Origin of the sequence: Corynebacterium massiliense DSM 45435 (genome assembly GCF_028609805.1) — a bacterium.
In the GTDB taxonomy this organism is placed as follows: Bacteria; Actinomycetota; Actinomycetes; order Mycobacteriales; family Mycobacteriaceae; genus Corynebacterium; species Corynebacterium massiliense.
On record NZ_CP063189.1, the window covers coordinates 807,585 to 828,288 of the forward strand.

The following is a 20,704-nucleotide window of genomic DNA, read 5'->3' on the forward strand; positions in this document are numbered from 1 at the left end:
CGGGCCGTTGAACTATTAGGTTCACCCACAGTTCCCGTGCCTGCACGCATCGAGAAGGACCAGGTGGTGAACTCGAATGACTCGCCTGGTCCAACGTGTGTGCGCTCGGCGCGTGGTTTAACTCTTATAAGACTTGCCGGTCACAGCCTCAGCGTTTCGCTCGTGCAGCCCGCAGGCCGTTCAAGATCACGATGACTTCAGCGACTTCGTGAACCAACACGACGGCGGCCAGGCCCAGCACACCGCTGATCGCCAGTGGCATCAACACGATGATGATGGCCAGAGACAGCACGATGTTCTGGTTGATGATCCTGCTGCCTCGGCGGGCGTGCTGCAGCGCCTGCGGGATCAGCCGGAGGTCGTGGCCAGTGAAGGCGACGTCAGCGGACTCGATCGCGGCGTCAGAGCCGGTTGCTCCCATCGCAATGCCCACCGTCGCGCCCGCCAGTGCCGGCGCGTCGTTGATGCCGTCGCCGATCATCGCCGTCGGCGTCTTGGAGGAAAATTCGGCGACGATGCTTGCCTTGTCCTCAGGGCGCAGCTCGGCGCGCACGTCGTCGATTCCGGCGATTTCAGCCAGCGCCCGGGCGGTGCGAGTGTTGTCGCCGGTGAGCATGCTCACTTCCACATCGTTGGCGCGCAGGGTCTGCACGGCTTCGGGAACCTCGGGACGCAGCTCGTCGCGGACACCGATCGCTCCGGCGAGAGCGTCATCGACGGTGACTAGGACGCAGGTCTGGCCTTCGGACTCCATGCGCTCAACGTCTGCCTTCAGTGGCCCGGCGTCGATCCACCGGGGGCTGCCCACCAGCACCCGTCGGCCTTCGACGGTGCCGCTGATGCCGTGCCCGGCTTCCTCGCTGATGTCCTGGGCGGCGGGCGCTTCGGGCCCCGCTGCCGCGATCGCCGCGGCGAGGGGGTGCGTCGATTGCTGCTCAACTGCCGCCGCGAAAGTAAGCACCTGCGCCCGATCAAACCTGTCTGCCGGGACCACGCCGGTAACCTCGGGCTGGTTGCGGGTGAGGGTTCCGGTCTTGTCCACCGCCAGGTGACGGATGCCGCCGAGCCGCTCGAACGCCGCGCCAGACTTGATGACCACGCCGAACTGGCTGGCCGCGCCGATCGCGGCCACGACCGTCAGCGGCACGGAGATTGCCAGCGCGCACGGCGACGCTGCGACCAGAACCACCAACGCACGGGTGATCCACGTCTCGGGGTCGCCCAGCAGCGAGCCGATCACGCCGACTAGCACCGCCAGGATCATCACCCCGGGCACTAGGGGTTGGGCAATCCGGTCGGCGATCCGGGCGCGGTCGCCCTTTTCCGCCTGCGCCTGCTCGACCAGGTCCACGAGTGTGGTCAGCGAGTTGTCCGTTCCAGCTGCGGTCGTCTGGACTTCCAGCACACCGGCGGAGTTGATCGCTCCCGCGGGCACCTCGTCGCCGGGCGCAACCTCCTCCGGAATGGATTCTCCGGTGATCGCTGAGGTGTCAAGGCTGGAGCGCCCAGACCGAATGATGCCGTCCGTGGCGATCCGCTCTCCGGGGCGCACGAGCATAAGCTCGCCAGCCGCGAGGTCCTTCGCTGCGACCTCGACCGACGTGCCGTCGCGCAGCACCGTCGCGGTCTGCGGTACCAACTTCAACAGTGCCCGCAGTCCGCCCTGCGCCCGGTCCATCGCCTTGTCTTCCAGCGCCTCGGCGATCGAGTACAGGAACGCTAGCGCCGCGGCCTCTCCGACGTAACCGAGGATTACCGCGCCGACCGCGCTGATGGTCATCAGCAAACCAATGCCGAGCTTGCGCTTCGTGACAAGGTTTCGGATCGCGTCGGGCGCGAACGTATACGCCCCTAGCAGCAGGCCGACCCAGAACAGTACTGTCGCGGGTGTCGCTAGCCCGGACCAGCCCAGCGCCAGGCCTACGCAGAGGGCTACGCCGGAGAAGATCGGCAGTAGCAACTCGGGGTCCTTCCACCATGGCCGATCGAGTTCTTCGATCTCCGTGGCGGGTTCGTGTTCGCATCCACACGCCGAGCTCATGCGTCCTCTCCCTTCTCGCCGCAGCCGGGCACCGAGCACTCAGGGTCGATGCACGGGGCGTTTTCGTCGACAGCCAACGTCGCGTTCACCAGCGCGTTGAGCGCTGCCGCGAGGTGCGGATCGGCGATTTCGTAGCGTGTCTTGCGGCCCTCCGGCTCGGCAACGACGATGCCGCAGTCACGCAGGCAGGTCAGGTGGTTCGAGACGTTTGAGCGGGTCAGGCCCAGGTCGCGCGAAAGTACGGCCGGGTAGCTCGGGCCGTCGAGTAGTGTCATCAGGATTCTGGAACGCGTCGGATCCGCCATGGCCCGGCCGAGCCGGTTCATGACGTCGAGGCGTGAAGCAATAGTCAGCATGTGCTGAACAATACATCGTGTGCTGAACGATTCAAAGTGTGCTGAACTGACAGTTACGCGAAGGTCCTGCGACCTGCAAGAATTAGTCGATGGGATAGCAGATGACTGATCCTTTGTGGTTCGGCTGCCACCCAACGCGGGAGCGACGTGGGCGGCGAGGTTCTCGAGAAAGTAACTTTGCAACTACATACCGTGGACTTCAAGTTCAACGTGTAAGTATCCCGCCGGTCCTTCCCGGGCCCCAGCTGCGCATATGGTGTGTGTGGCTGGGGTCTTTTCGTGTTTTGCGGATTGCGTGACGGCGGTTTGTAACGAAACGAATACGTGTTCGAGGTGGGGTTTGACTTCGGTTCTGGAACCGTTATGGTGGGTGGTGTGTAGAACACGTTAGCGAATACTTTTCGGGGGAGGGGCCCAATGGGTCCGTATTACACGGTGTCCACACCAGGAAACGACATAGCCACAACCGCGACACAACTACGCCAGTTCGAATACTTCATGCACCGTGAGTGCTTGCCGGAACCAGACGATGATTTCGATCTGGCCTGCACCCGCCTGGCCGGGTTGACGGGAAAATCACCAACCCGGGTGGCCAATATCTTCATGGCACTGTTCCGCCTGGATGAGCTACCCGGCCTGCGGGAGGTGCATGAGCGGTTGTTCCACCTGGATTTCTCCCGCCTGATCGTTATCGACCAGGTGTTGTGCAAACTCGGCACTCCAGATGAGGAAGCACTAGCGCGTATCGATGCCGCCCTAGTCAAGTATTTGACCCCCACCCGGGCGGGCCAAGTACTGCCGTCGGTGCGCAACTTACGCCGCAAACTCAACGCCTTAGTCGCTGCCGAAGACCCAGAACTTGCCGACGCGGTAAGCACAGAGGCAGAAAAGGAAGCTGAGAAACGTCGGAAGCGTAAAGGCCGGTATGACTGGTCGAGTCTTCCCGGCGGGGTGGGGTGTATCAGTGTTGAATACGACACGGAGACTGCCGCCCAGATCAATGGGGTGATCCGCCGGGTTGCCGACGAGTACGGGGTCAGCGCTTCGGAAGCGTTCGCGATGTTGGTGCTGACTGATATCAACCGGGATGTGGATGTGACACTGAATGTGTTTCAGGCGGCGGATCTTGCGCATGCGCCGGTGTTTGTCGAAGGTACTGGCTGGACCGACGCCGAAACAGGTGCCGAGCTTGCCGGGAAAGCATCCCGGCGTAAAGACATGAATGCGGCCGCCTGGATGGAAAGCACAAACTACTCCACCCCGGACAGGTTGAAGGCGTATCTCAACGGCAGGGACGGTACCTGCCGGTATCCGGGGTGTTGCCTGCCGGCGTATCGGTGTCAGAAGGATCATTGTGTGGATTTTGCGGACGGTGGGCCGACGGCAGCGTGGAATCTGGTGAATCTGTGCCAGCATCATCACAACAGAGGGTGTCAGGAAGTTTGTGTGTGAGGCTCTGATCTAGAAGGAGTTTCACCGATAATGACTACGGTGTCACCGAAGAAAAACCATGACCCGGCAAAGGTCAATGAGATCAGCGAGAAGCTGATGGAAAATCCTGAGCTCGCCAGCTTGATCAGCGAGCTGTCGGCTTCCGCTGATGATGCAAGCGAGCTGGTCAAAGGCCTGCTACAGGCATCAATCAACGCTGGTCTGCAGGCGGAGATGGATGCGCATTTGGGCTATAGCCATTCTGACCGCAAGACCAAAGCCCAAGTCGAATCCGCACAGGGCAACAATCACCGCAATGGGTCGTACACCAAGACCGTCAATTCTGGCTACGGCGCGGTGGAAGTGACCGTGCCCAGGGACCGTGCCGGCACCTTTACTCCCCGGATGGTGCCCAAGGGCGCACGCCGACTCACAGAACTCGACGACATGATCGTCTCGCTATACGCCGGCGGGATGACAGTGCGCGATATCCAGCATCACCTCGCGACCACGCTCGGGGTGGATATGAGCCCGGATACGATCAGCACCATTACCGATGCGGTGTTAGACGAGGTCATGATCTGGCAAAACCGCCAGCTCGACGAGTTCTACCCGGTGATCTTCCTCGACGCGCTACGCGTGAAAATCCGTGACGGCCACCGCGTGGTCAACAAGTCCTGCTATATGGCGGTTGGCGTCGACATGGACGGCATCAAGCACATCCTGGGATTGTGGATCGCTGAAAATGAAGGTGCCGCATTCTGGGCATCGGTCTGCGCGGATCTGGCCAACCGCGGTGTCCAGGACGTGTTCATTGTCTGCTGCGACGGGCTCAAAGGCCTGCCGGAAGCCGTGGAAGCCACCTGGCCGAATTCCATGGTGCAGACCTGTATCGTGCACCTGATTCGGGCTGCGAACCGGTGGGTGTCCTACCAAGACCGCAAAGGGGTCTCCCGGGCGCTGCGTGAGGTCTACACGGCCGCAAACGAGGACACCGCCCGTGCCGCCTTGGATGCGTTCGAAGCCAGTGAACTGGGCCGGAAATACCCGCAATCGGTCAAAGTCTGGCGCGACGCTTGGGAGCGGTTCGTGCCGTTTCTACAGTTCCCGCCGGCGGCACGCCGGGTGCTCTACACCACCAATTCGATCGAGTCGCTGAATGCTGAACTGCGTAAAGCTACCCGTAACCGCGGCCAGTTCCCGAACGATACCGCGGCGTTGAAAACGCTGTGGCTGATGATCTGCAACATCGAAGACAAGCGCGCCGCCCAGCGAGCCAAGAAAGCGAAGCGCGATATCGAATGCAACGGCTATATTGAAGGAGCGAAAGCCACCGGGTGGAAACAAGCCATCAACCAACTAGCCGTGGCTTACCCCGACCGATTCGCGGACTACTTGTAAACCAAACCCCCGCACACAAAGAATCGGACACTCTCTCACAACATCAAAACCGACAAACGGGCCCGCTACATCCTCGATCCCGCCACGGGTGATGTGGTGTGGCTATTTACCGACGGCACCTGGCAGTCCACTACTGCTGCCGGCCCGCTGGCACCCGAGACGTGCAACTGGTTGCAGACGGTCGACCAAGCGATTGCTACCCGCCGGGCCAACGCCCGCGAACGCGCCCTTAACACCAAACCAGAACCCGACACCGAACCAACCAACACCAACACCCACCCCGACACCGACCCCGACTACGAAGAGGAGCCGCCGCTCTAATCACAGCTCGGTCGGCGGTAAGTTTGGGATCCAATGTCTCCCGATAACATCCTGTTTCGACTGCCGGATGCGGAAGCGACCCGGATCCGTGAGGTGTTCGATGCCCTCGCGGCCGCGGGCTTTCCTCGCCAAGAGCAGCCCCCGCATGTCACCGTCACATTCGCACCAGAAATGGGCGAGCAAGCGGTTCGGCGGGCGGGAGAGCTTTTGGCGCCACTCACGCCAGTCGAGTTCCGGCGCACCGGCGTGGCCGTATTTGGGACAAAGAGTAAGCAAACTGTCACGTGGCTACTCGACGCGCCCCACGACGTGCAGGCGGCCGCCCGAGAAGTAAGCGCCGCGAACCCGGATGGGCGTGGCCCGGAGTGGACACCACATCTGACGGTGGGGCTGCGATTGCCGCGCCGGATGGTGGGCGACTACATCGCGGCGTTGGACGAAATAACGCCGCCGACACTGAAGACCTTTACGGGTCAACGAGTAGTCTGGCGGCGGCCGCGGTTAGGAGATGAAGTCGAGCTAGAACACGCTACTGGGCGTCCTCGTCCTCGGTGACTTCCTCGCCGTATCCCACCTGGGAGCCGGTGTCCTGTGCCATCTGGTCCTCGTCGCGGTCGATGGGCTCGTTGGTGCTGTCGGCGGAATCGTAGTTCGGATCGGTCGGGTCGTTGTTCATACCATCCATGTCGCCCCATCGTAGCGATGACGCCGGCTACTGCAATGCCCCGAAGTTGCCGTTCGTGGACACCTGATCAGTGGAGAAAAGTACGTCAAGTGCGGCAGCGACTCCGCGGTTGATAGTGTCCTGAGCCAGCGGCGTCCCGGTTGTCTCTGACGTCTCGTGGCCCAAAGCCTGCGGCACGTGAATGAACCCGGACAGAACGTCGGTGCCAGCGGTTTCATCCAACGCGGCATACATCACCGCATTGCACACGAACGTGCCGGCGGTATAGGACAGGGAGCCGGGGACATCGGCATCGGCAAGCGCTTGCACCAGACGTTTGACCGGCAGGGTGCTGAAGTAGGCGGCGGGGGAGGGGGCATCGGCAAGCGCGGTGTCCTGGGGCTGGTAGCCGGAATTGTCGGGGATGCGGGCCTCGGCGAGGTTGATGGCCACGCGCTCGACGGACAGGGTGCTGCGCGGTTCGGCAAGGCCCAGGCTGACGATGGCGTCGGGGGCGTGGTCGTGGATGAGCTCGCGAATGCGGCGGGTGGCGGCGCGGTACTCGACGGGCAAAATGGCCGTGATGACGTCGCTGCGCTCTGCGAGCGATTCCACCGCCCCGATGGTGGGGTTGAACGTGCTCTGGCCAAACGGGCCGAATCCGGTGAGGAGAATGCGGTGTGATGGCGCGGTCATCTTGTCGAGCCTAGGCGCTACGGTGGTCCGTATGAGCACGATTGATGAGGTAATTGAGCGCTATCCCACCACTTTCGCCGAGGAGGCTGGGATCACCGTGGCCAACGAGCCGGCGGCCCTCTACCAGGTCTTCGTGCTGGCAAACATGCAGGCTAAGCCGATTAATGCCAGCGTTGCGGCGCGGGCGGCGAAGGGGCTGTTCGAGGCGGGCATCGACACCCCGCAGGCGATGGTGGAGGCGCCGCGGTCGCGGCTGATTTCCATCTTCGGCGCCCACAAGTACGCCCGCTACGACGAAAGCACCGCCACCCGGCTGCAGGACGGTGCCCGCCAGTTGCTCGATGACTACGGCGGGGACCTGCGGGTGCTTTACGATGCCGCCACCAGCCGCACCGACCTGAAGAAGCGGCTGCAGGCCTTTCCCGGATTTGGGCCCGCGGGAGTGGATATCTTCCTGCGCGAGGTACAGGGAGTGTGGCCGGAAATCGCCCCGGTGGTGGACAAGAAGGCGCGGCAAGGCGCGGAGAAGCTGGGGATCGATATCGATGACGTTATGCGCGAGCCGGCGGAGTGTCCGCGCGTGGCAGGGGCGCTCGTGCGCTACGCGCTGGAGAAGTAGGGAAGGTGCTTAGTGCGATTTAGCCAGGAAGAACTGCAAAAGTACCGCGATAAGACGGTGGAGGATCTGTTGCCAGATCCGCTCAACCTGCTGTTCGTGGGCATCAACCCGGGGCTTTGGACCGCGGCGACCGGGGCCCACTTCGCACGGCCCGGCAACCGCTTTTACCCGGCTTTGTACAAGGCCGGGATCACCTCGCACCAGTTCGATGCGTCCGCCGGCTACACGGAAGCGGACTTAGCGGAGCTGCACCACAAAGGCATCGGGGTGTCCAATCTGGTGCCGCGGGCGTCCGCGCGTGCCGATGAGCTGACCACCGCAGAGCTCCGGGAGGCGCCAGAGCGGTTGGCGCGCATCGTGGACGAGCACCACCCAAAGGTGATCGCGGTGCTGGGAATCACCTCGTACCGGCAGGCTTTCAAGAAACCGAAGGCCACCACGGGCGAGCAGGAATCGCCTTGGGAGGGCACGCGGCTGTTTGTCGCGCCAAACCCGAGCGGGTTGAACGCGCACGCGTCCGTGGAGGATCACGCGGCGGCCTACCGCGAAGTGGCCCGTGCCGCAGGCATTGTGTGACGTATACGGTGGGAGGGCATGGGCGATAAGAACACTGTGAACGACATCGTTTCCCGCGCCGACGAGCTGTTGGAGTGGCAGGAAGACTTCTACAAAGACCTCCACAGCCACCCCGAGCTGTCGATGGAGGAAGAGCGCACCCGGGGTGTGATTGCGGACAAGCTGGATAGCCTGGGGATTTCCAGTCAGGAGATCGGCGGCGGTGTTGTTGGCACCGTGGAAAATGGCGAGGGGCCGACGGTGATGCTCCGCGCCGACTTCGACGGCTTGCCGGTGGCAGAAGAGACCGGCCTCGACTACGCCGCCGACCCGGACGCGGGCGTAATGCACGCGTGCGGCCACGACACCCACGTCACCGCCCTGATGGGCATGGCGCAGTTGATGGTCGAGAATAAAGACGCGTGGTCGGGCACGCTGCACCTGCTGTTTCAGCCGGGAGAGGAGACCGGCGCGGGTGCGAAAGCCATGCTTGACGATGCCCTCGTGGACAAGGTCTCTGCCCCCGACGTGGTGCTCGGTCAGCACGTCTTCGGCATGGAGGTACCCGCCGGCAGCCTCGCTATTGCCTCCGGCAGCGTTATGTCCGCCGCAGTGAGCATGCGCATCAAGGTCTATGGCGATGGCTCGCACGGCTCGATGCCGCACCTCGGCGTGGACCCGGTGGTGCTGGCCAGCAGCATCGTCACGCGCTTGCAGACGGTGATCTCTCGGGAGATCGCACCGGGTGATTTCGGCGTCATCACGGTCGGCAGCATTTCTGCTGGCAAGAAAGCCAACGTCATCGCGGATTCGGCGACGCTGGAAATCAACATCCGCGCCTACGATGAGGACAAGCGCGACTTCTTGGTCGACGCCGTGCACCGAGTCGTGGACGGGGAGTGCGCCATCTCGCGCAGCCCGAAGGAACCGGAGTACGAGCACTACGATCACTTCCCGCTGACGGTCAACGACGAGGACACGACGGAGAAGGTCAAGGCGGCACTGGTGGACCACTTCGGCGAGGACAAGGTGTTCCACACCGACCCGGTCACCGCGTCCGAGGACTTCTCGCACGTGCCCGACGCCTACGACGCCCCGTATTGCTACTGGTTCTTCGGCGGGCTGCCGGAAGGCGAGTCCATCCCGAACCACAGCCCGAAGTTTGCGCCGGTCATGCAGCCAACGCTGCGGACGGGCACCGAAGCTTTGGTCGCTGCCGCCTGCGCGTTTCTTGGGTAGCGTGGGTCACATGGCTATCAAATTTCCCCGCGTTAAAGGCGAACAGTCCCTGAAAATTTTGACCAAGGGTTACCTCATGCCGTCGGTCCTGCGGAAGCAGGCCGGTTTGAGTCCCGATTCCCACCGCCCGTTTACCACCCGTCTGCTGGGCAAGGGCGCGGTCATCGTGCGTGGCGATGAGGGCGTCGACTTCTTCTACGATTCCGACAACATCGAGCGCGACGGCGCGATGCCGAAGTTCGTGCAGTTCCCGCTGTTCGGCAACGGGGCGGTGCACACCCTCGATGGCGAGGATCACCGCGTGCGCAAGAACGCGATGGCCGATATGGCCTACGAAGACGACCGCGTCGCGCAGTTCGAGCCGCTGGTGGCCGAGGAAGTCGACCGCATGTACCGCCAGTGGGCCAGCCAGCACCAGCCCGGCGACGTGCACGCGGACATGGCACTGGCGTTCGGCCGCGCTGCGTTCCGCTGGGCGGGCATTCGGGTCTCGGACAAGGAGACTGACCGCGTCGTGCGCCAGCTCAACCGCCTGCTGGACACGTTTGGCAAGGTCACCTCGACGCCGATCGCGATTTTCGAGCGCTTCCGCACCAACAAGTTCTACCGCGAGTACATCGAAAAGGCCCGCGCCGGCGAGGTAGAGGTGCCGCAGGATTCCGTGGTTGAGCACATGGCCAACCTGCGGGATAAGAACGGCGAGCTTGTCGATGCCCAGGTTGCCGGCATCGAGCTGCAGAACCTCACCCGCCCGACCATCGCCGTGGGACGCTTCGCTGCCTTCGCTGCCGTGGCGCTGGTGGAACACCCAGAGTGGGCAGAGCGCATCCGCAACGGCGAGGGCCACGAAGCGGTCGCCTTCGCGCAGGAAACGCGCCGCGCGTTCCCGTTCGTGCCGATGCTCCCCGGGTTTGCCCGCAAGGACGCCGAGGTGTCCGGCTGCCCGGTCCACAAGGGCCAGCGCGTGATCCTGGACATCGTGGGCACGCTGAATTCCCCGAAGGAATGGAAGACGCCGGGGTCGTTCGACCCGGAGCGTTTCATGGACTACCCGGCCCAGAAGGACGCGGAATCCATCACGTCTTTCATTCCGCAGGGCGGCGCCGATGTCCGCAGCGGCCACCGCTGCCCAGGCGAGAAGATCGCGGTTGCCGCACTGTCCTCTGCGGTGGAGATGCTTTCCCGTCCTGACGTGCAGATTTCCACCGACCGCGAGGACACCACCTTCGACTGGACGAAGATTCTCACCCGCCCGGATACGGGCGTTCGCGTGACGGTCCGGTAACTGCTGTCGTTTGCACGACGCCCTCCGTGCGGAGAATAATGGCCTCCGCATTAGAGAACTCAACAAGAAAAGAGGGCGTCGTGACGGAGGCTGCGGCCAGAGACGAAAAGCTCATGACCCCGCGCTTCTTGCTTGCGTGGGTCATTAATTTCTCCCAGTATCTGGGTTTTTACATCCTCATTACCACCATGGCGGCGTATGCCGCCCACCAATTCGGCGCGAACGAGGCGATGAGCGGCCTGGCGGCCAGCTCCTTCGTCATCGGCGCCACTCTTGCCCGAGTGTTCTCGGGCTTTACTGTTGACACCATCGGGATCAAAAAGTCGCTGTACGCCTCGGTCATTCTGGTGGTTGTTGCGACGGCTCTCTATTCCGCTGCGCATTCCCTAGGCGTGCTCATCGCGGTGCGTGCCATCCACGGCATCGGCTACGCCTTCGCCAGCACGTCCATTATGGCTGTCGCACAGACGATCATTCCGCCCAAGCGGCGCGCGGAGGGGACCGGTTACTTCGCGTTGGGTACCACCGCCGCGACCGCGGTCGGCCCCGGGCTGGGCATCATGATCGCCGACAACTGGGGCGATGAGGGCCTGCCGCTCGCGGCGCTCATCGTGTCCGCAACTTCCCTCGCGCTTGCTTTCGTACTGCGCGTCCCGGCGTCGGCCGCGGACGAAGGATCGGAGCGCCCGAAGTTCAGCCTTAGCTCGCTGATCAGCCCGCGGGTCGTGCCCATCGCGTCGGTCATGCTGCTGGCTGGCGTGACCTACTCGGGCATCATCACGTTCTTGAACGAATTTTCCGCCGACCGCGGCCTATCCTCCCAAACCGCGGCGTGGTTCTTCCTTGCCTACGCGCTAGTGATGCTCATCTCGCGCTTCTTCCTCGGCCGTCTGCAGGATCGCCGCGGCGACAACGCGGTCTTCTACCCAGGGCTGGTCTCTTTCGCGGCCGGACTGATCTTGTTGGCGGTGGCGACCAGCCAGTGGCAGGTCATCCTGGCGGGTGTGTTTGTCGGTGGCGGCTACGGCACGCTCATGCCGGCCGCGCAGGCCATCTCGGTGCGGCTGGTTCCTGCGAAGAAGATGGGTACGGGAATTTCGACGCTGTTTTTGCTTCTCGATGTCGGCATCGGCTTCGGGCCGATCCTTTTGGGGCTCATCGTCTCGGCGGCCGGGTACAGCGCGATGTACTGGGCGCTGACCGGCGTCATCGTGTTGGCGGCCGTGCTCTACCTCGTCGTTCACGGGCGCAAATCCGTGGCCCAAGCCGGCCACTAGTCGTTACCATCGGCGGGTGGACGATACATAGACGACGCAAAAGGAGCGTGCATTATGGCTGACCTGTCCAACAAGACCATTGCCGTTATCGCCACCGACGGTTTCGAGGATTCGGAGCTGACCTCCCCGGTGGAGGCCGTGAAGGACGCCGGTGCGACCGTGAAGGTGCTGTCCACCAAGGGCGGTACCATCGAGGGCAAGAATGGCACCAAGGTGGATGTCGATACCACGACGGGCCTGGCCAAGGACTCCGACTTCGACGGCATTATCCTGCCGGGCGGTACGACCAACGCCGACACGATTCGCCTGGACGACGACGCCGTGGCCATCGTGAAGAAGCACATGGAGGCGGATCTCCCGCTCGGTGCCATTTGCCACGGTGCGTGGATCTTGACCGACGCGGACGTGCTGCGCGGCCGGACGATTACGTCCTTCCCGTCCCTGAAGACCGACCTGCGCAACGCGGGCGCGACCTGGGTCGATGAGGAAGTCGTGACCGATCAGGGCCTGGTGAGCTCCCGCACGCCGGACGACCTGCCGGCCTTCAACTCCAAGATCGTCGAGGAGTTCGCTGAGGGGCAGCACTAAACCTTCCTTCGCCGAGACCCCGCTAACCGATTTTGGTTGGCGGGGATTTTTTTACGTTTTCGGGCACCGGTGCGGGACGGATGTGGGTAGTATTGACACTCGTTACAATTTCGTTATTAACGTGTTGAGCTGGGGAGATAGGGGTGATTTGGGGGTAGTGGCGGGGGTCAATTTGCTTTCCCCGGATAGCGTTCCGAGCACTTTCCGTATGGTGGGGTCTCACACGCCTCAGGCGGGTGAAGGGCGGTGGAGATTCCGCACTGGAATTTCTGCCGCTAAGCAGCCCGCAGCACTCGCAAGTTGAGTGTCCGCGTGCTGCACATACACACCATCATGCGAAAGGAAAGCAGAAGAATGGCTAAGAACATCAAGGACCTGTTCGACGCAACTGCCTTCGACTCTGAGGGCGAGAAGATCGGTTCCGTCAAGGAAGTTTTCGTCAACGATGACAACGGCCAGCCGACCTTCGTCGAGGTCAACCACGGCCTGTTCGGCATGGGCAGCTCCCTGGTTCCGCTCCGCGGCCACAAGTTCACCGGCGAGGAGCTGACCCTGGCTTTCCCGAAGGACCGCATCAAGGACGCTCCGGAGTTCGACACCGATTCCGCTCTCACCCCGGAGCAGCAGTCCGAGATCTTCCGCCACTACGGCGTTGAGAACGCAACCGACACCACCGAGTACGCCAACGAGAACGCTGGCGCTGGCGTTGCCGGTGCAGGTGCTGGTGCTGCTCAGGACCGTGAGCGCACCGCTGCTGACCGCGAGGTTGCTGACCGCGAGCGCACCGCTGCGGACCGCGACAACCGCACCGCCGACAACGAGATCATCCGTTCCGAGGAGCGCGCTAACGTCTCCAAGGACCGCGTTGCCACCGGCGAGGCTCGCCTGCGCAAGTACGTCGTTTCCGACAAGGAGACCGTCGAGGTTCCGGTTACCCGCGAAGAGGTTTCCGTTGAGCGCACCCCGATCTCCGAGGCCGACGCCAAGAACTACGACGGCAAGATCGGCGAGGACGAGGCTTCCGTGACCCTGCACGAGGACAAGGTCAACGTTGAGAAGGAGACCGTCCCGGTCGAGAAGATCAACCTGAACAAGGACCAGGTTCAGGACACCGAGCGCCACACCACCGAGCTGCGCAAGGAGCAGGTGGACACCGAGGGTGCTCACCTCAAGGACGAGCGCACCGACCGCAAGTAAAAACTAGCGGCGCTAGCGCGTAAAGCCCCGGGCCATACGGCTCGGGGCTTTTCCCGTTTTTCATTCCCGCACGTCCGCCATGAATGTGGGGGAGCGGTCCACGGGGAGGCCGGCGGCACACCACGCCTCGAATCCGCCGTCGATGTCCGCCACGTTGTTAAGACCCATCAAGCCTAGCTGCCACGCGGCAAGCGATGTGGAAAACCCGTGGCGGCACATCAGTATGTAGCGCTGGTCGAAGGACGTCGCCTCCGGGATCCTCCAACCGAATTCCGGGTCGAGGCGCCATGGGAGGACGGTGAGGTCAATACAGTGTGCGCCGGGAACATGGCCGCCGGTGGCGCGGTGGGAGGCGGTGCGGACATCGATAAGCAGGGCGCGGGGATCGCGGGACAGCTCTGCGTGCGCTGCCGTGGGGGACAGCCTTTCTATGCGCGAGCGCGCGTAGGCGAGAAGTTCTGTGGAGCCGTGCATGGCGGGTTAGGGCAGCCTTTCTAGTGAAAAAGCCGGTGAGCCCGTAGTTTAGGGGATATGTCTATTAAGCCCCTGAACTGGCCGGTGTTCCGTCAACTCCGGTCAAAAGATCCCTTCGGTAGGGACGCTTCGACGAAGTCGAAAAAGTCGGAGGAAAAGATCGGGCGCACCGTGGAGGCGGACAAGGTCGTGCAGTCCGTGTGTCCGTACTGCGCTGTCGGCTGCAGCCAGCGGGTGTACGTCAAGGACGACCGCGTCATCCAGATCGAGGGTGATCCGGACTCGCCGGTTTCGCGCGGCCGGCTGTGCCCGAAGGGTGCGGCGTCCGAGCAGCTGGTGAACTCCGCGACGCGCTTGACCAAGGTCAAGTACCGCGCGCCGTACTCCACCGAGTGGCAGTACCTGGATCCGGACGAGGCGATGGACATGATCGTCGACCGCTTCCTCGAATCGCGCGCCAACGGCTGGGAAGACGCCGACGACGAGGGGCGGCCGCTCAACCGCACCATGGGCATCGCCGGATTGGGCGGTGCGACCCTGGACAATGAGGAGAACTACCTCATCAAGAAACTGTTCACCGCTTCCGGGGCGGTGCAGATCGAAAACCAAGCCCGCATATGACACTCCGCCACGGTTCCCAGTTTGGGAACCTCGTTTGGCCGCGGCGGCGCGACCCAGCCGCTGCAGGATATGGCGAATGCTGACTGCATCGTCATCGAAGGGTCCAACATGGCCGAGTGCCACCCGGTCGGCTTCCAGTGGGTAGCCGAAGCGAAAAAGCGGGGCGCCCGGATTATCCACGTCGACCCGCGGTTTACGCGTACCTCGGCGTTTGCGCACCGCCACATCGGCATCCGCGGCGGCACGGACGTCGTGCTGCTCGGCGCGCTCATCAAGTACATGATCGACAACGACTACTACTTCGACGAGTACGTCAAGGCGTACACCAACGCGCCGATGATCATCCACGATGAGTTCCGCGACACCGACGAGCTCGACGGGCTGTTTTCGGGATACGATCCGGAGACCGGAAAGTACATCACGGATACGTGGCAGTACGTGCCGGAAAAGGACGGCGCCTCGTGGAACGTGCGGCGCGACGACAGCCTGCAGGATCCGAACTGTGTATTCCAGATCCTCAAGCGTCACTACGCGCGCTACACGCCCGAGATGGTCGAGGACATGTGCGGTATTTCGCAGGAGGACTTCTACTACTTGGCGGAGTCCATCGCTAAGAACTCCGGCAAGGAGCGCACCACCTGCTTCGCCTATGCTTTAGGCTTTACCCAGCACACTTTGGGCGCGCAGTTCATTCGTACCGCCGCGATCCTGCAGTTGCTCATGGGCAACGTGGGCCGTCCGGGCAGTGGCATCATGGCGCTGCGCGGGCACGCCTCCATTCAGGGATCGACCGACATCCCGACGTTGTTCAACAACCTGCCGGGCTACTTGCCGATGCCGGCTGTCGAGCACGGCGGCTGGGACGATTTCGTCGCCGACATCGCCGCGAAGGACCAGAAGGGATTCTGGCAGCCGGGTGAGGACTACGCGGTGTCGTTGATGAAGTCGTACTTCGGTGACAACGCTCGCCGCGACAACAACTGGGGCTGGGACTACCTGCCGCGGGTGTCGGGCGCGCACTCGACGTACGAGACGTTGCAGGCCATGCTCAACGGCGTGGTCGAAGGGTACTTGGTCTTCGGCCAAAACCCGGCCGTCGCCCAGTCCAATGGCGGAATGCAGCGACGCGCTTTGGCCAACTTGAAGTGGCTCGTGGTTCGCGATTTCCAGGAAATCGAGACCGCTTCCTTCTGGTACGACTCGCCCGAAATCCGCTCCGGCGAGTTGAAGACCGAGGAGATCGGCACCGAGGTCTTCCTCATGCCGGCGGCCACCCACGTGGAAAAGGCGGGTACCTTCACCCAGACGCAGCGCATGCTGCAGTGGCGCTTCCAAGCCACCGAGGCGCCGGGAGAGGCGACCAGCGAGCTGCGCTTCTTCTACCAGCTGGGCAAGAAGCTGCGCGAGCGGCTGCAAGATTCAACCGATCCGCGCGACCGGGCGCTGAAGGCACTCAATTGGGACTACCGCGAAATTAACGGCGGTGAGCCCGATCCGGAGGACGTTCTGCGCGAGATCAACGGCTACTACCTCGACGGGCCGAAGAAGGGCCAGCTATTGCCGAGTTACACCGAGATGAAGTCCGACGGCTCCACCTCGGGCGGCTGCTGGATTTACTGCGGCGTCTTCAAAGACAACGTGAACCAGGCGGCGCGGAAGTCGCCGGGCAGCGAACAGAATTCCGTGGCGCTCAATTGGGGTTGGGCGTGGCCGGCGAATCGCCGCACCCTGTACAACCGCGCCTCGGCGGCCCCGGACGGCACCCCGTGGTCGGAGCGCAAGAAGTACGTGTGGTGGGATGCCGAGGTCGGCAAGTGGGCCTCCGACGACGTCGTCGACTTCCCTGCCGACACGCCGCCGGACTACCGCGCGCCGAAGGACGCCGTGGGGCCGAAGGCCCTGGACGGCACCGACGCGTTCATCATGAAGTCGGACGGGCGCGCCTGGCTGTTCGCACCGACCGGGCTTTCCGATGGCCCGTTGCCCACGCACTACGAGCCGCAGGAATCCCCGGTGCGCAACAAGCTCTATGGGCAGCAGCAGTCGCCGACGCGTCTGACCATCAAGCGCCCGGATAACCTGTCGCGTCCGGCGCCGGGAGAACCGGGCGAGGAGGTCTACCCGTTCGTCCTGTCCACCTACCGCCTGACCGAGATGTACACTTCCGGTGCGATGAGCCGCCGCGTGCCGTACCTGGCGGAGCTGCAGCCGGATCTGTTCTGCGAGGTGGATCCGGTGCTGGCGAAAAAGCGCGGGCTGGACAACGGCGGCTGGGCCACCGTGGTGTCGCCGCGCGGGGTCATCGAGGCGCGCGTGCTGGTCACTGAGCGCGTGGAGCCGCTCGTCATCGACGGCGCGGAGTTCCACCAGATCGGCATGCCGTTCCACTATGGGCAGTCCGAGACCTCCCCGGTCACCGGTGACAGTCCGAATGACCTGCTCAACCTCACGCTCGAGCCCAACGTGTTCATCCAGAACTCGAAGGTCAGCGCGGTGGACATCCAGCCGGGCCGGCGCCCGCGCGGCGCGGAGCGCTTGGACATGCTGCGCGAATACCAGGAGCGGGCAGGCCTCACCATCGACTCGGGTAACGAACTGCTCCAGGTCGGCGAGGAAGAAACGGCGAAGGGCAACCCAGAGGAAATCGGGTTCGGCTTCGACGGCAACGACGGATCGGGCAGTGAGAAGTTCGAGGAAGGACACAAGGGAAGCTAATGACAGCGAACGCGTTGACAGAAAACGCCGCGCACACCGCGTACCCGTCCTACGAGCGGATGGCCTTCTTCACCGACACGTCGGTGTGCATCGGCTGCAAAGCCTGCGAAGTGGCGTGCAAGGAGTGGAACCGCAACCCGGTGGAGGAGTACTCGCTGTCCGGCGACTCCTACGACAACACCGGCGGGCTGGGCGCCAACACCTGGCGCCACGTGGCGTTCGTGGAGCAGAACCAACAGCGCATCGATAAGGCCCGCGCAGAAGGCGCCCGGCTCGTCTCTCTGGGGATGCCCACGGTTGGCCCAGAGAAGGCCGAAAAGCAGGACACCACCCCGCCGGACACGGACGATTTCCGCTGGCTGATGTCGTCGGACGTGTGTAAGCACTGCGCGCACGCGGGCTGTCTGGACGTGTGCCCGACCGGCGCGCTGTTTCGCACCGAGTACGGCACCGTCGTCGTCCAGGACGACGTGTGCAACGGCTGCGGCACGTGCGTGGCGGGGTGCCCGTTCGGCGTTATCCAGCGGCGTGACGATGGCGGCGTGACCCTGAAGACCGACAAGACCGCCACCGTGGACAACGAGTACCGTCCGCACGCCGGGCAGAACCTGCTGGCCGGTCTGTTAGGCAAGCGCGATTCCCGCACCGACCACACCCCGGGTACTGAGATGCCGATCAAAAACATCGGCGTCGCCCAGAAGTGCACGATGTGCTACGACCGCCTCAAGATGGGCGAGCAGCCGGCGTGCTCGAAGACGTGCCCGACCGAGTCCATCCAGTTCGGCACCTATACCGAGATGTCGCGCCGGGCCCACGAACGGGTCGCGCAGCTGCACGAGCAGGGCTACACCGAGGCCCGCCTGTACGGCGCCAATGACGGTGACGGGGTGGGTGGAACCGGATCCATCTTCCTGCTCTTGGATTCCCCCGAGGTCTACGGCCTGCCGCCGGATCCGCGGGTGCCCACCTTGGACCTGCCGGAGCTGGGCAAGACCTTCGCCAAGGCGGTCGGCGGGATGGCGCTGGCCGCCGCGGCTTCGTTCGTGATTGGAGGACGCAAGTGAGTAAGTACGACGAGTACCGGCCTCCCCAGGAACCGCGCCGCCGCGGTGGCGGAAGGAAGAAAAAGCGCCGTGGCGCGGGCGCGATGGACGGGTCGAAGGAAGCCCGGATGTCGGAGGATTTCACCTTCGACTCCTACTACGGCCGTCAGGTGGTCAAGGCTCCGCCGTGGGAGTGGCCCATCGGCGCCTACCTGTTCCTCGGTGGCGTGGCCGGCGGGTCTGCGCTGCTGGCCACCGGCGCAATGGCGACGCGGAACCCGGTGCTGCTCACCCGGGCGCGGTTGACCTCGTTTGTCGCCGCGGGCGCCGGCTCGGTGTGCCTCGTCCTCGATCTCGGCCGTCCGGAGCGCCTGTTCAACATGTTCCGCGTGTTCAAGGTGACCTCGCCGATGTCCATGGGGTCCTGGCTGCTCGGCGCGTTCGGCGGCACCTCCGCAGTCGGGGCGGTTGCAGAGCTGCCCATCCCGTTTGCTTCCCTCCTCCGCAAGCTCGCGGGACCGACCACCGTCATCACCGGCATCCTCGGCGGCCCGCTCGCCGGCTACACGGCGGTCCTGTTCGCCGACACCGCCAACCCCACGTGGAACGGGGCGAAAAAGCACCTGCCGTACGTCTTCGTCTCGTCGGCATCGCTTGCGGCCGCGGGGATTGCGATGGCACTCACCCCGACCACACACGCTGGCCCCGCCCGTGCCTTGGCGCTTACCGGTGCGACAGGCGATCTCTACTTCACCCACGCGATGAAGGAGGGGATGGAGCCGGAGGAGCGTGCCCCGCTCGAGCGCGGCACGCCCGGAAAGCTCATGCAGGCGTCCGAATATCTCGTGGCCGCCGGCGGCATCGGCACCGCCGTGGCCAGCCTGACCAAGTCGCGGGCCGTTGCCGCCGTTTCCGGAATCGCGCTCGCGGCCGGCTCGCTGTGTACCCGATTCGGCGTGCTCAACGCCGGCAAAGAAGCGGTCAAGGATCCGTCGACCACCATTGGCCCGCAAAAGCGCCGCGCCGAGCGCAAGCGCCTGCGCGACATGGTCGTTAGCGTACGGTAACCCCGGATCCCTCGGTCGTCTCGCCGATGACTGGGTAGCCGGGCACCTCGCCGACAACGAGCAGCCCGCCCGAGGTCTGCGCGTCAGCGAGGAAGACGAGGGTGTCTTCATCCACCCCGTCTGCTTTAAGGTGTGGGCGCACCCAGTCGAGGTTGCGGCGCGAACCGCCGGGCACGAAGCCATCGGCAAGTGCCTGCTTGGCCCCCTCAACCGCGGGTACCTTAGCGGCGTCGATGACCGCACCCACCCCGGAGGCGCGGCACATCTTGTATAGGTGGCCGAGCAGGCCGAAGCCGGTGACGTCGGTGGCGGCGCGCGCTTCCGCCCGCAATGCCGCGGCCGACGCCTTATCGTTGAGCGTCGTCATCGAGTCCACCGCCGCCTGGCTTACCTCGCCGGTGGCCTTGTGCTTGTTGTTCAAGATGCCGACGCCGATGGGCTTAGTCAGGGTGATGGGCTGGCCGGCGGTGGCGGCATCGTTACGCATCAGCTTCGCCGGGTCCGCCGTACCGGTCACCGCCATCCCGTAGATCGGCTCCGGGGCAGTAATCGAATGCCCGCCGGTAATAGCAATGCCCGCCTGCGTGGCGATGTCCATCCCGCCGCGCAAAACCTCCGTGAGCACCTCGAGGGGAAGCTCCTCGCGCGGCCAGCCCACCAAATTGATTGCGGTCAACGGGGTGCCGCCCATGGCGTAGACGTCGGAGAGGGCGTTGGCCGCGGCGACCCGGCCCCAGTCATACGGGTCGTTGAGCATCGGGGTGAAAAAGTCGGCGGTGGAAATGACGGCCGTGTGATCGCTAATGCGCACCGCCGCCGCGTCGTCGCCGTCGTCAAGGCCGACGAGGACGTTCGGGTCCGTGGCACCAACGAGCCCTTCGACCGCCGACTCCAGCTCGCCGGCCGGGATCTTGCAGGCGCAGCCGCCGCCCGCCGCGTACGAAGTGAGTTTGATGTCAGTCATGGTGTGAATTCTAGGCGCGGTAAGGTGAACCGATGGAGGCGTACGTGTCCTGGTGGGCGCCCCGGTCTTCAAAACCGGTGAGGCCGAGTATCTCGGTCTGGCAGGTTCGATTCCTGTCCGTCTCCGCCACACGACTTTTTGCAAGGAGGC

20 protein-coding genes and 1 tRNA gene are annotated in these 20,704 nt (G+C 63.9%); 15 read left to right on the forward strand and 6 right to left on the reverse strand.

The window, feature by feature from the left end; genetic code table 11:
* Positions 1 to 148 precede the first annotated feature (148 nt).
* Together CMASS_RS03870 and cmtR are read right to left on the reverse strand one after the other, a co-directional pair.
* The gene (locus CMASS_RS03870; RefSeq protein WP_005291011.1) at positions 149 to 2,041 is read right to left on the reverse strand and encodes a heavy metal translocating P-type ATPase; all 1,893 of its coding nucleotides are present in this window, start codon (positions 2,039 to 2,041) and stop codon (positions 149 to 151) included.
* Positions 2,038 to 2,397 (reverse strand): Cd(II)/Pb(II)-sensing metalloregulatory transcriptional regulator CmtR, encoded by a 360-nt coding sequence (cmtR, locus tag CMASS_RS03875; protein WP_005291009.1) that lies wholly within the window; start codon positions 2,395 to 2,397, stop codon positions 2,038 to 2,040. Before cmtR ends, CMASS_RS03870 begins: the two co-directional genes overlap by 4 nt.
* Before the next feature lie 417 nt (positions 2,398 to 2,814).
* Here cmtR and CMASS_RS03880 point away from each other — a divergent pair, with 417 nt between their 5' ends.
* The 4 genes from CMASS_RS03880 to CMASS_RS03895 all read left to right on the forward strand — a co-directional run bounded on the left by CMASS_RS03880 (position 2,815) and on the right by CMASS_RS03895 (position 6,105).
* Positions 2,815 to 3,849: an HNH endonuclease signature motif containing protein gene (locus tag CMASS_RS03880; RefSeq protein WP_273665907.1), complete on the forward strand. Its 1,035-nt coding sequence runs from the start codon at positions 2,815 to 2,817 to the stop codon at positions 3,847 to 3,849.
* Between the two features lie 30 nt (positions 3,850 to 3,879).
* Positions 3,880 to 5,229 carry an IS256 family transposase gene (locus tag CMASS_RS03885; RefSeq protein ID WP_273665896.1) on the forward strand — a complete coding sequence of 450 codons (1,350 nt, stop codon included), beginning with the start codon at positions 3,880 to 3,882 and terminating at the stop codon, positions 5,227 to 5,229.
* A gap of 96 nt (positions 5,230 to 5,325) precedes the next feature.
* Positions 5,326 to 5,550, forward strand: a complete 225-nt coding sequence (locus CMASS_RS03890) for a hypothetical protein (protein WP_337955850.1) — start codon at positions 5,326 to 5,328, stop codon at positions 5,548 to 5,550.
* Between the two features lie 33 nt (positions 5,551 to 5,583).
* Positions 5,584 to 6,105, forward strand: a complete 522-nt coding sequence (locus CMASS_RS03895) for a 2'-5' RNA ligase family protein (RefSeq protein WP_084684366.1) — start codon at positions 5,584 to 5,586, stop codon at positions 6,103 to 6,105.
* On the opposite strand, the gene CMASS_RS03900 is transcribed toward CMASS_RS03895, so the two are convergent.
* Positions 6,080 to 6,235 carry a hypothetical protein gene (locus CMASS_RS03900; RefSeq protein WP_022862574.1) on the reverse strand — a complete coding sequence of 52 codons (156 nt, stop codon included), beginning with the start codon at positions 6,233 to 6,235 and terminating at the stop codon, positions 6,080 to 6,082. The two genes, CMASS_RS03895 and CMASS_RS03900, sit on opposite strands and share 26 nt — an antisense overlap.
* A gap of 27 nt (positions 6,236 to 6,262) precedes the next feature.
* Positions 6,263 to 6,910, reverse strand: coding sequence for a pyroglutamyl-peptidase I (locus CMASS_RS03905; protein ID WP_022862573.1), 648 nt, complete (start codon positions 6,908 to 6,910; stop codon positions 6,263 to 6,265).
* Between the two features lie 31 nt (positions 6,911 to 6,941).
* On the opposite strand from CMASS_RS03905, the gene CMASS_RS03910 reads away from it, so the two are divergent.
* The 7 genes from CMASS_RS03910 to CMASS_RS03940 all read left to right on the forward strand — a co-directional run bounded on the left by CMASS_RS03910 (position 6,942) and on the right by CMASS_RS03940 (position 13,670).
* Positions 6,942 to 7,529 carry an HhH-GDP family DNA glycosylase gene (locus CMASS_RS03910; protein ID WP_022862572.1) on the forward strand — a complete coding sequence of 196 codons (588 nt, stop codon included), beginning with the start codon at positions 6,942 to 6,944 and terminating at the stop codon, positions 7,527 to 7,529.
* A gap of 12 nt (positions 7,530 to 7,541) precedes the next feature.
* Positions 7,542 to 8,105: a mismatch-specific DNA-glycosylase gene (locus CMASS_RS03915; protein ID WP_022862571.1), complete on the forward strand. Its 564-nt coding sequence runs from the start codon at positions 7,542 to 7,544 to the stop codon at positions 8,103 to 8,105.
* Between the two features lie 18 nt (positions 8,106 to 8,123).
* Complete coding sequence (locus CMASS_RS03920; RefSeq protein ID WP_022862570.1) at positions 8,124 to 9,323, forward strand: amidohydrolase; 1,200 nt, start codon at positions 8,124 to 8,126, stop codon at positions 9,321 to 9,323.
* A gap of 10 nt (positions 9,324 to 9,333) precedes the next feature.
* Positions 9,334 to 10,608, forward strand: coding sequence for a cytochrome P450 (locus CMASS_RS03925; protein ID WP_022862569.1), 1,275 nt, complete (start codon positions 9,334 to 9,336; stop codon positions 10,606 to 10,608).
* Positions 10,609 to 10,688: 80 nt separating this feature from the next.
* Positions 10,689 to 11,885, forward strand: a complete 1,197-nt coding sequence (locus tag CMASS_RS03930) for an MFS transporter (RefSeq protein WP_022862568.1) — start codon at positions 10,689 to 10,691, stop codon at positions 11,883 to 11,885.
* A 54-nt stretch (positions 11,886 to 11,939) separates the two neighbouring features.
* Entirely contained in the window at positions 11,940 to 12,473 is a 534-nt protein-coding gene (locus tag CMASS_RS03935) for a type 1 glutamine amidotransferase domain-containing protein (RefSeq protein ID WP_022862567.1), read from the forward strand.
* A 354-nt stretch (positions 12,474 to 12,827) separates the two neighbouring features.
* Entirely contained in the window at positions 12,828 to 13,670 is an 843-nt protein-coding gene (locus CMASS_RS03940; protein WP_022862566.1) for a PRC and DUF2382 domain-containing protein, read from the forward strand.
* A gap of 60 nt (positions 13,671 to 13,730) precedes the next feature.
* Here CMASS_RS03940 and CMASS_RS03945 read toward each other — a convergent pair whose 3' ends face one another.
* Entirely contained in the window at positions 13,731 to 14,144 is a 414-nt protein-coding gene (locus CMASS_RS03945) for a rhodanese-like domain-containing protein (RefSeq protein ID WP_022862565.1), read from the reverse strand.
* 57 nt (positions 14,145 to 14,201) lie between these two features.
* Between CMASS_RS03945 and fdnG the strand changes: the two genes are divergently transcribed.
* Genes fdnG through nrfD form a run of 3 tightly spaced genes read left to right on the forward strand, consistent with a single transcriptional unit; the run spans position 14,202 to position 19,590 of the window.
* Positions 14,202 to 17,480 (forward strand): formate dehydrogenase-N subunit alpha, encoded by a 3,279-nt coding sequence (gene fdnG, locus CMASS_RS03950; RefSeq protein ID WP_205617721.1) that lies wholly within the window; start codon positions 14,202 to 14,204, stop codon positions 17,478 to 17,480.
* Positions 17,480 to 18,544 (forward strand): 4Fe-4S dicluster domain-containing protein, encoded by a 1,065-nt coding sequence (locus CMASS_RS03955; RefSeq protein WP_022862562.1) that lies wholly within the window; start codon positions 17,480 to 17,482, stop codon positions 18,542 to 18,544. Before fdnG ends, CMASS_RS03955 begins: the two co-directional genes overlap by 1 nt.
* Entirely contained in the window at positions 18,541 to 19,590 is a 1,050-nt protein-coding gene (gene nrfD, locus CMASS_RS03960; protein ID WP_027018562.1) for an NrfD/PsrC family molybdoenzyme membrane anchor subunit, read from the forward strand. The genes CMASS_RS03955 and nrfD overlap by 4 nt, the downstream gene beginning before the upstream one ends.
* On the opposite strand, the gene selD is transcribed toward nrfD, so the two are convergent.
* Positions 19,577 to 20,554 carry a selenide, water dikinase SelD gene (selD, locus tag CMASS_RS03965; protein ID WP_022862560.1) on the reverse strand — a complete coding sequence of 326 codons (978 nt, stop codon included), beginning with the start codon at positions 20,552 to 20,554 and terminating at the stop codon, positions 19,577 to 19,579. The genes nrfD and selD overlap by 14 nt on opposite strands.
* A 34-nt stretch (positions 20,555 to 20,588) precedes the next feature.
* On the opposite strand from selD, the gene CMASS_RS03970 reads away from it, so the two are divergent.
* Positions 20,589 to 20,683: transfer RNA gene (locus CMASS_RS03970), tRNA-Sec, on the forward strand.
* The last annotated feature ends 21 nt before the right edge of the window (positions 20,684 to 20,704 follow it).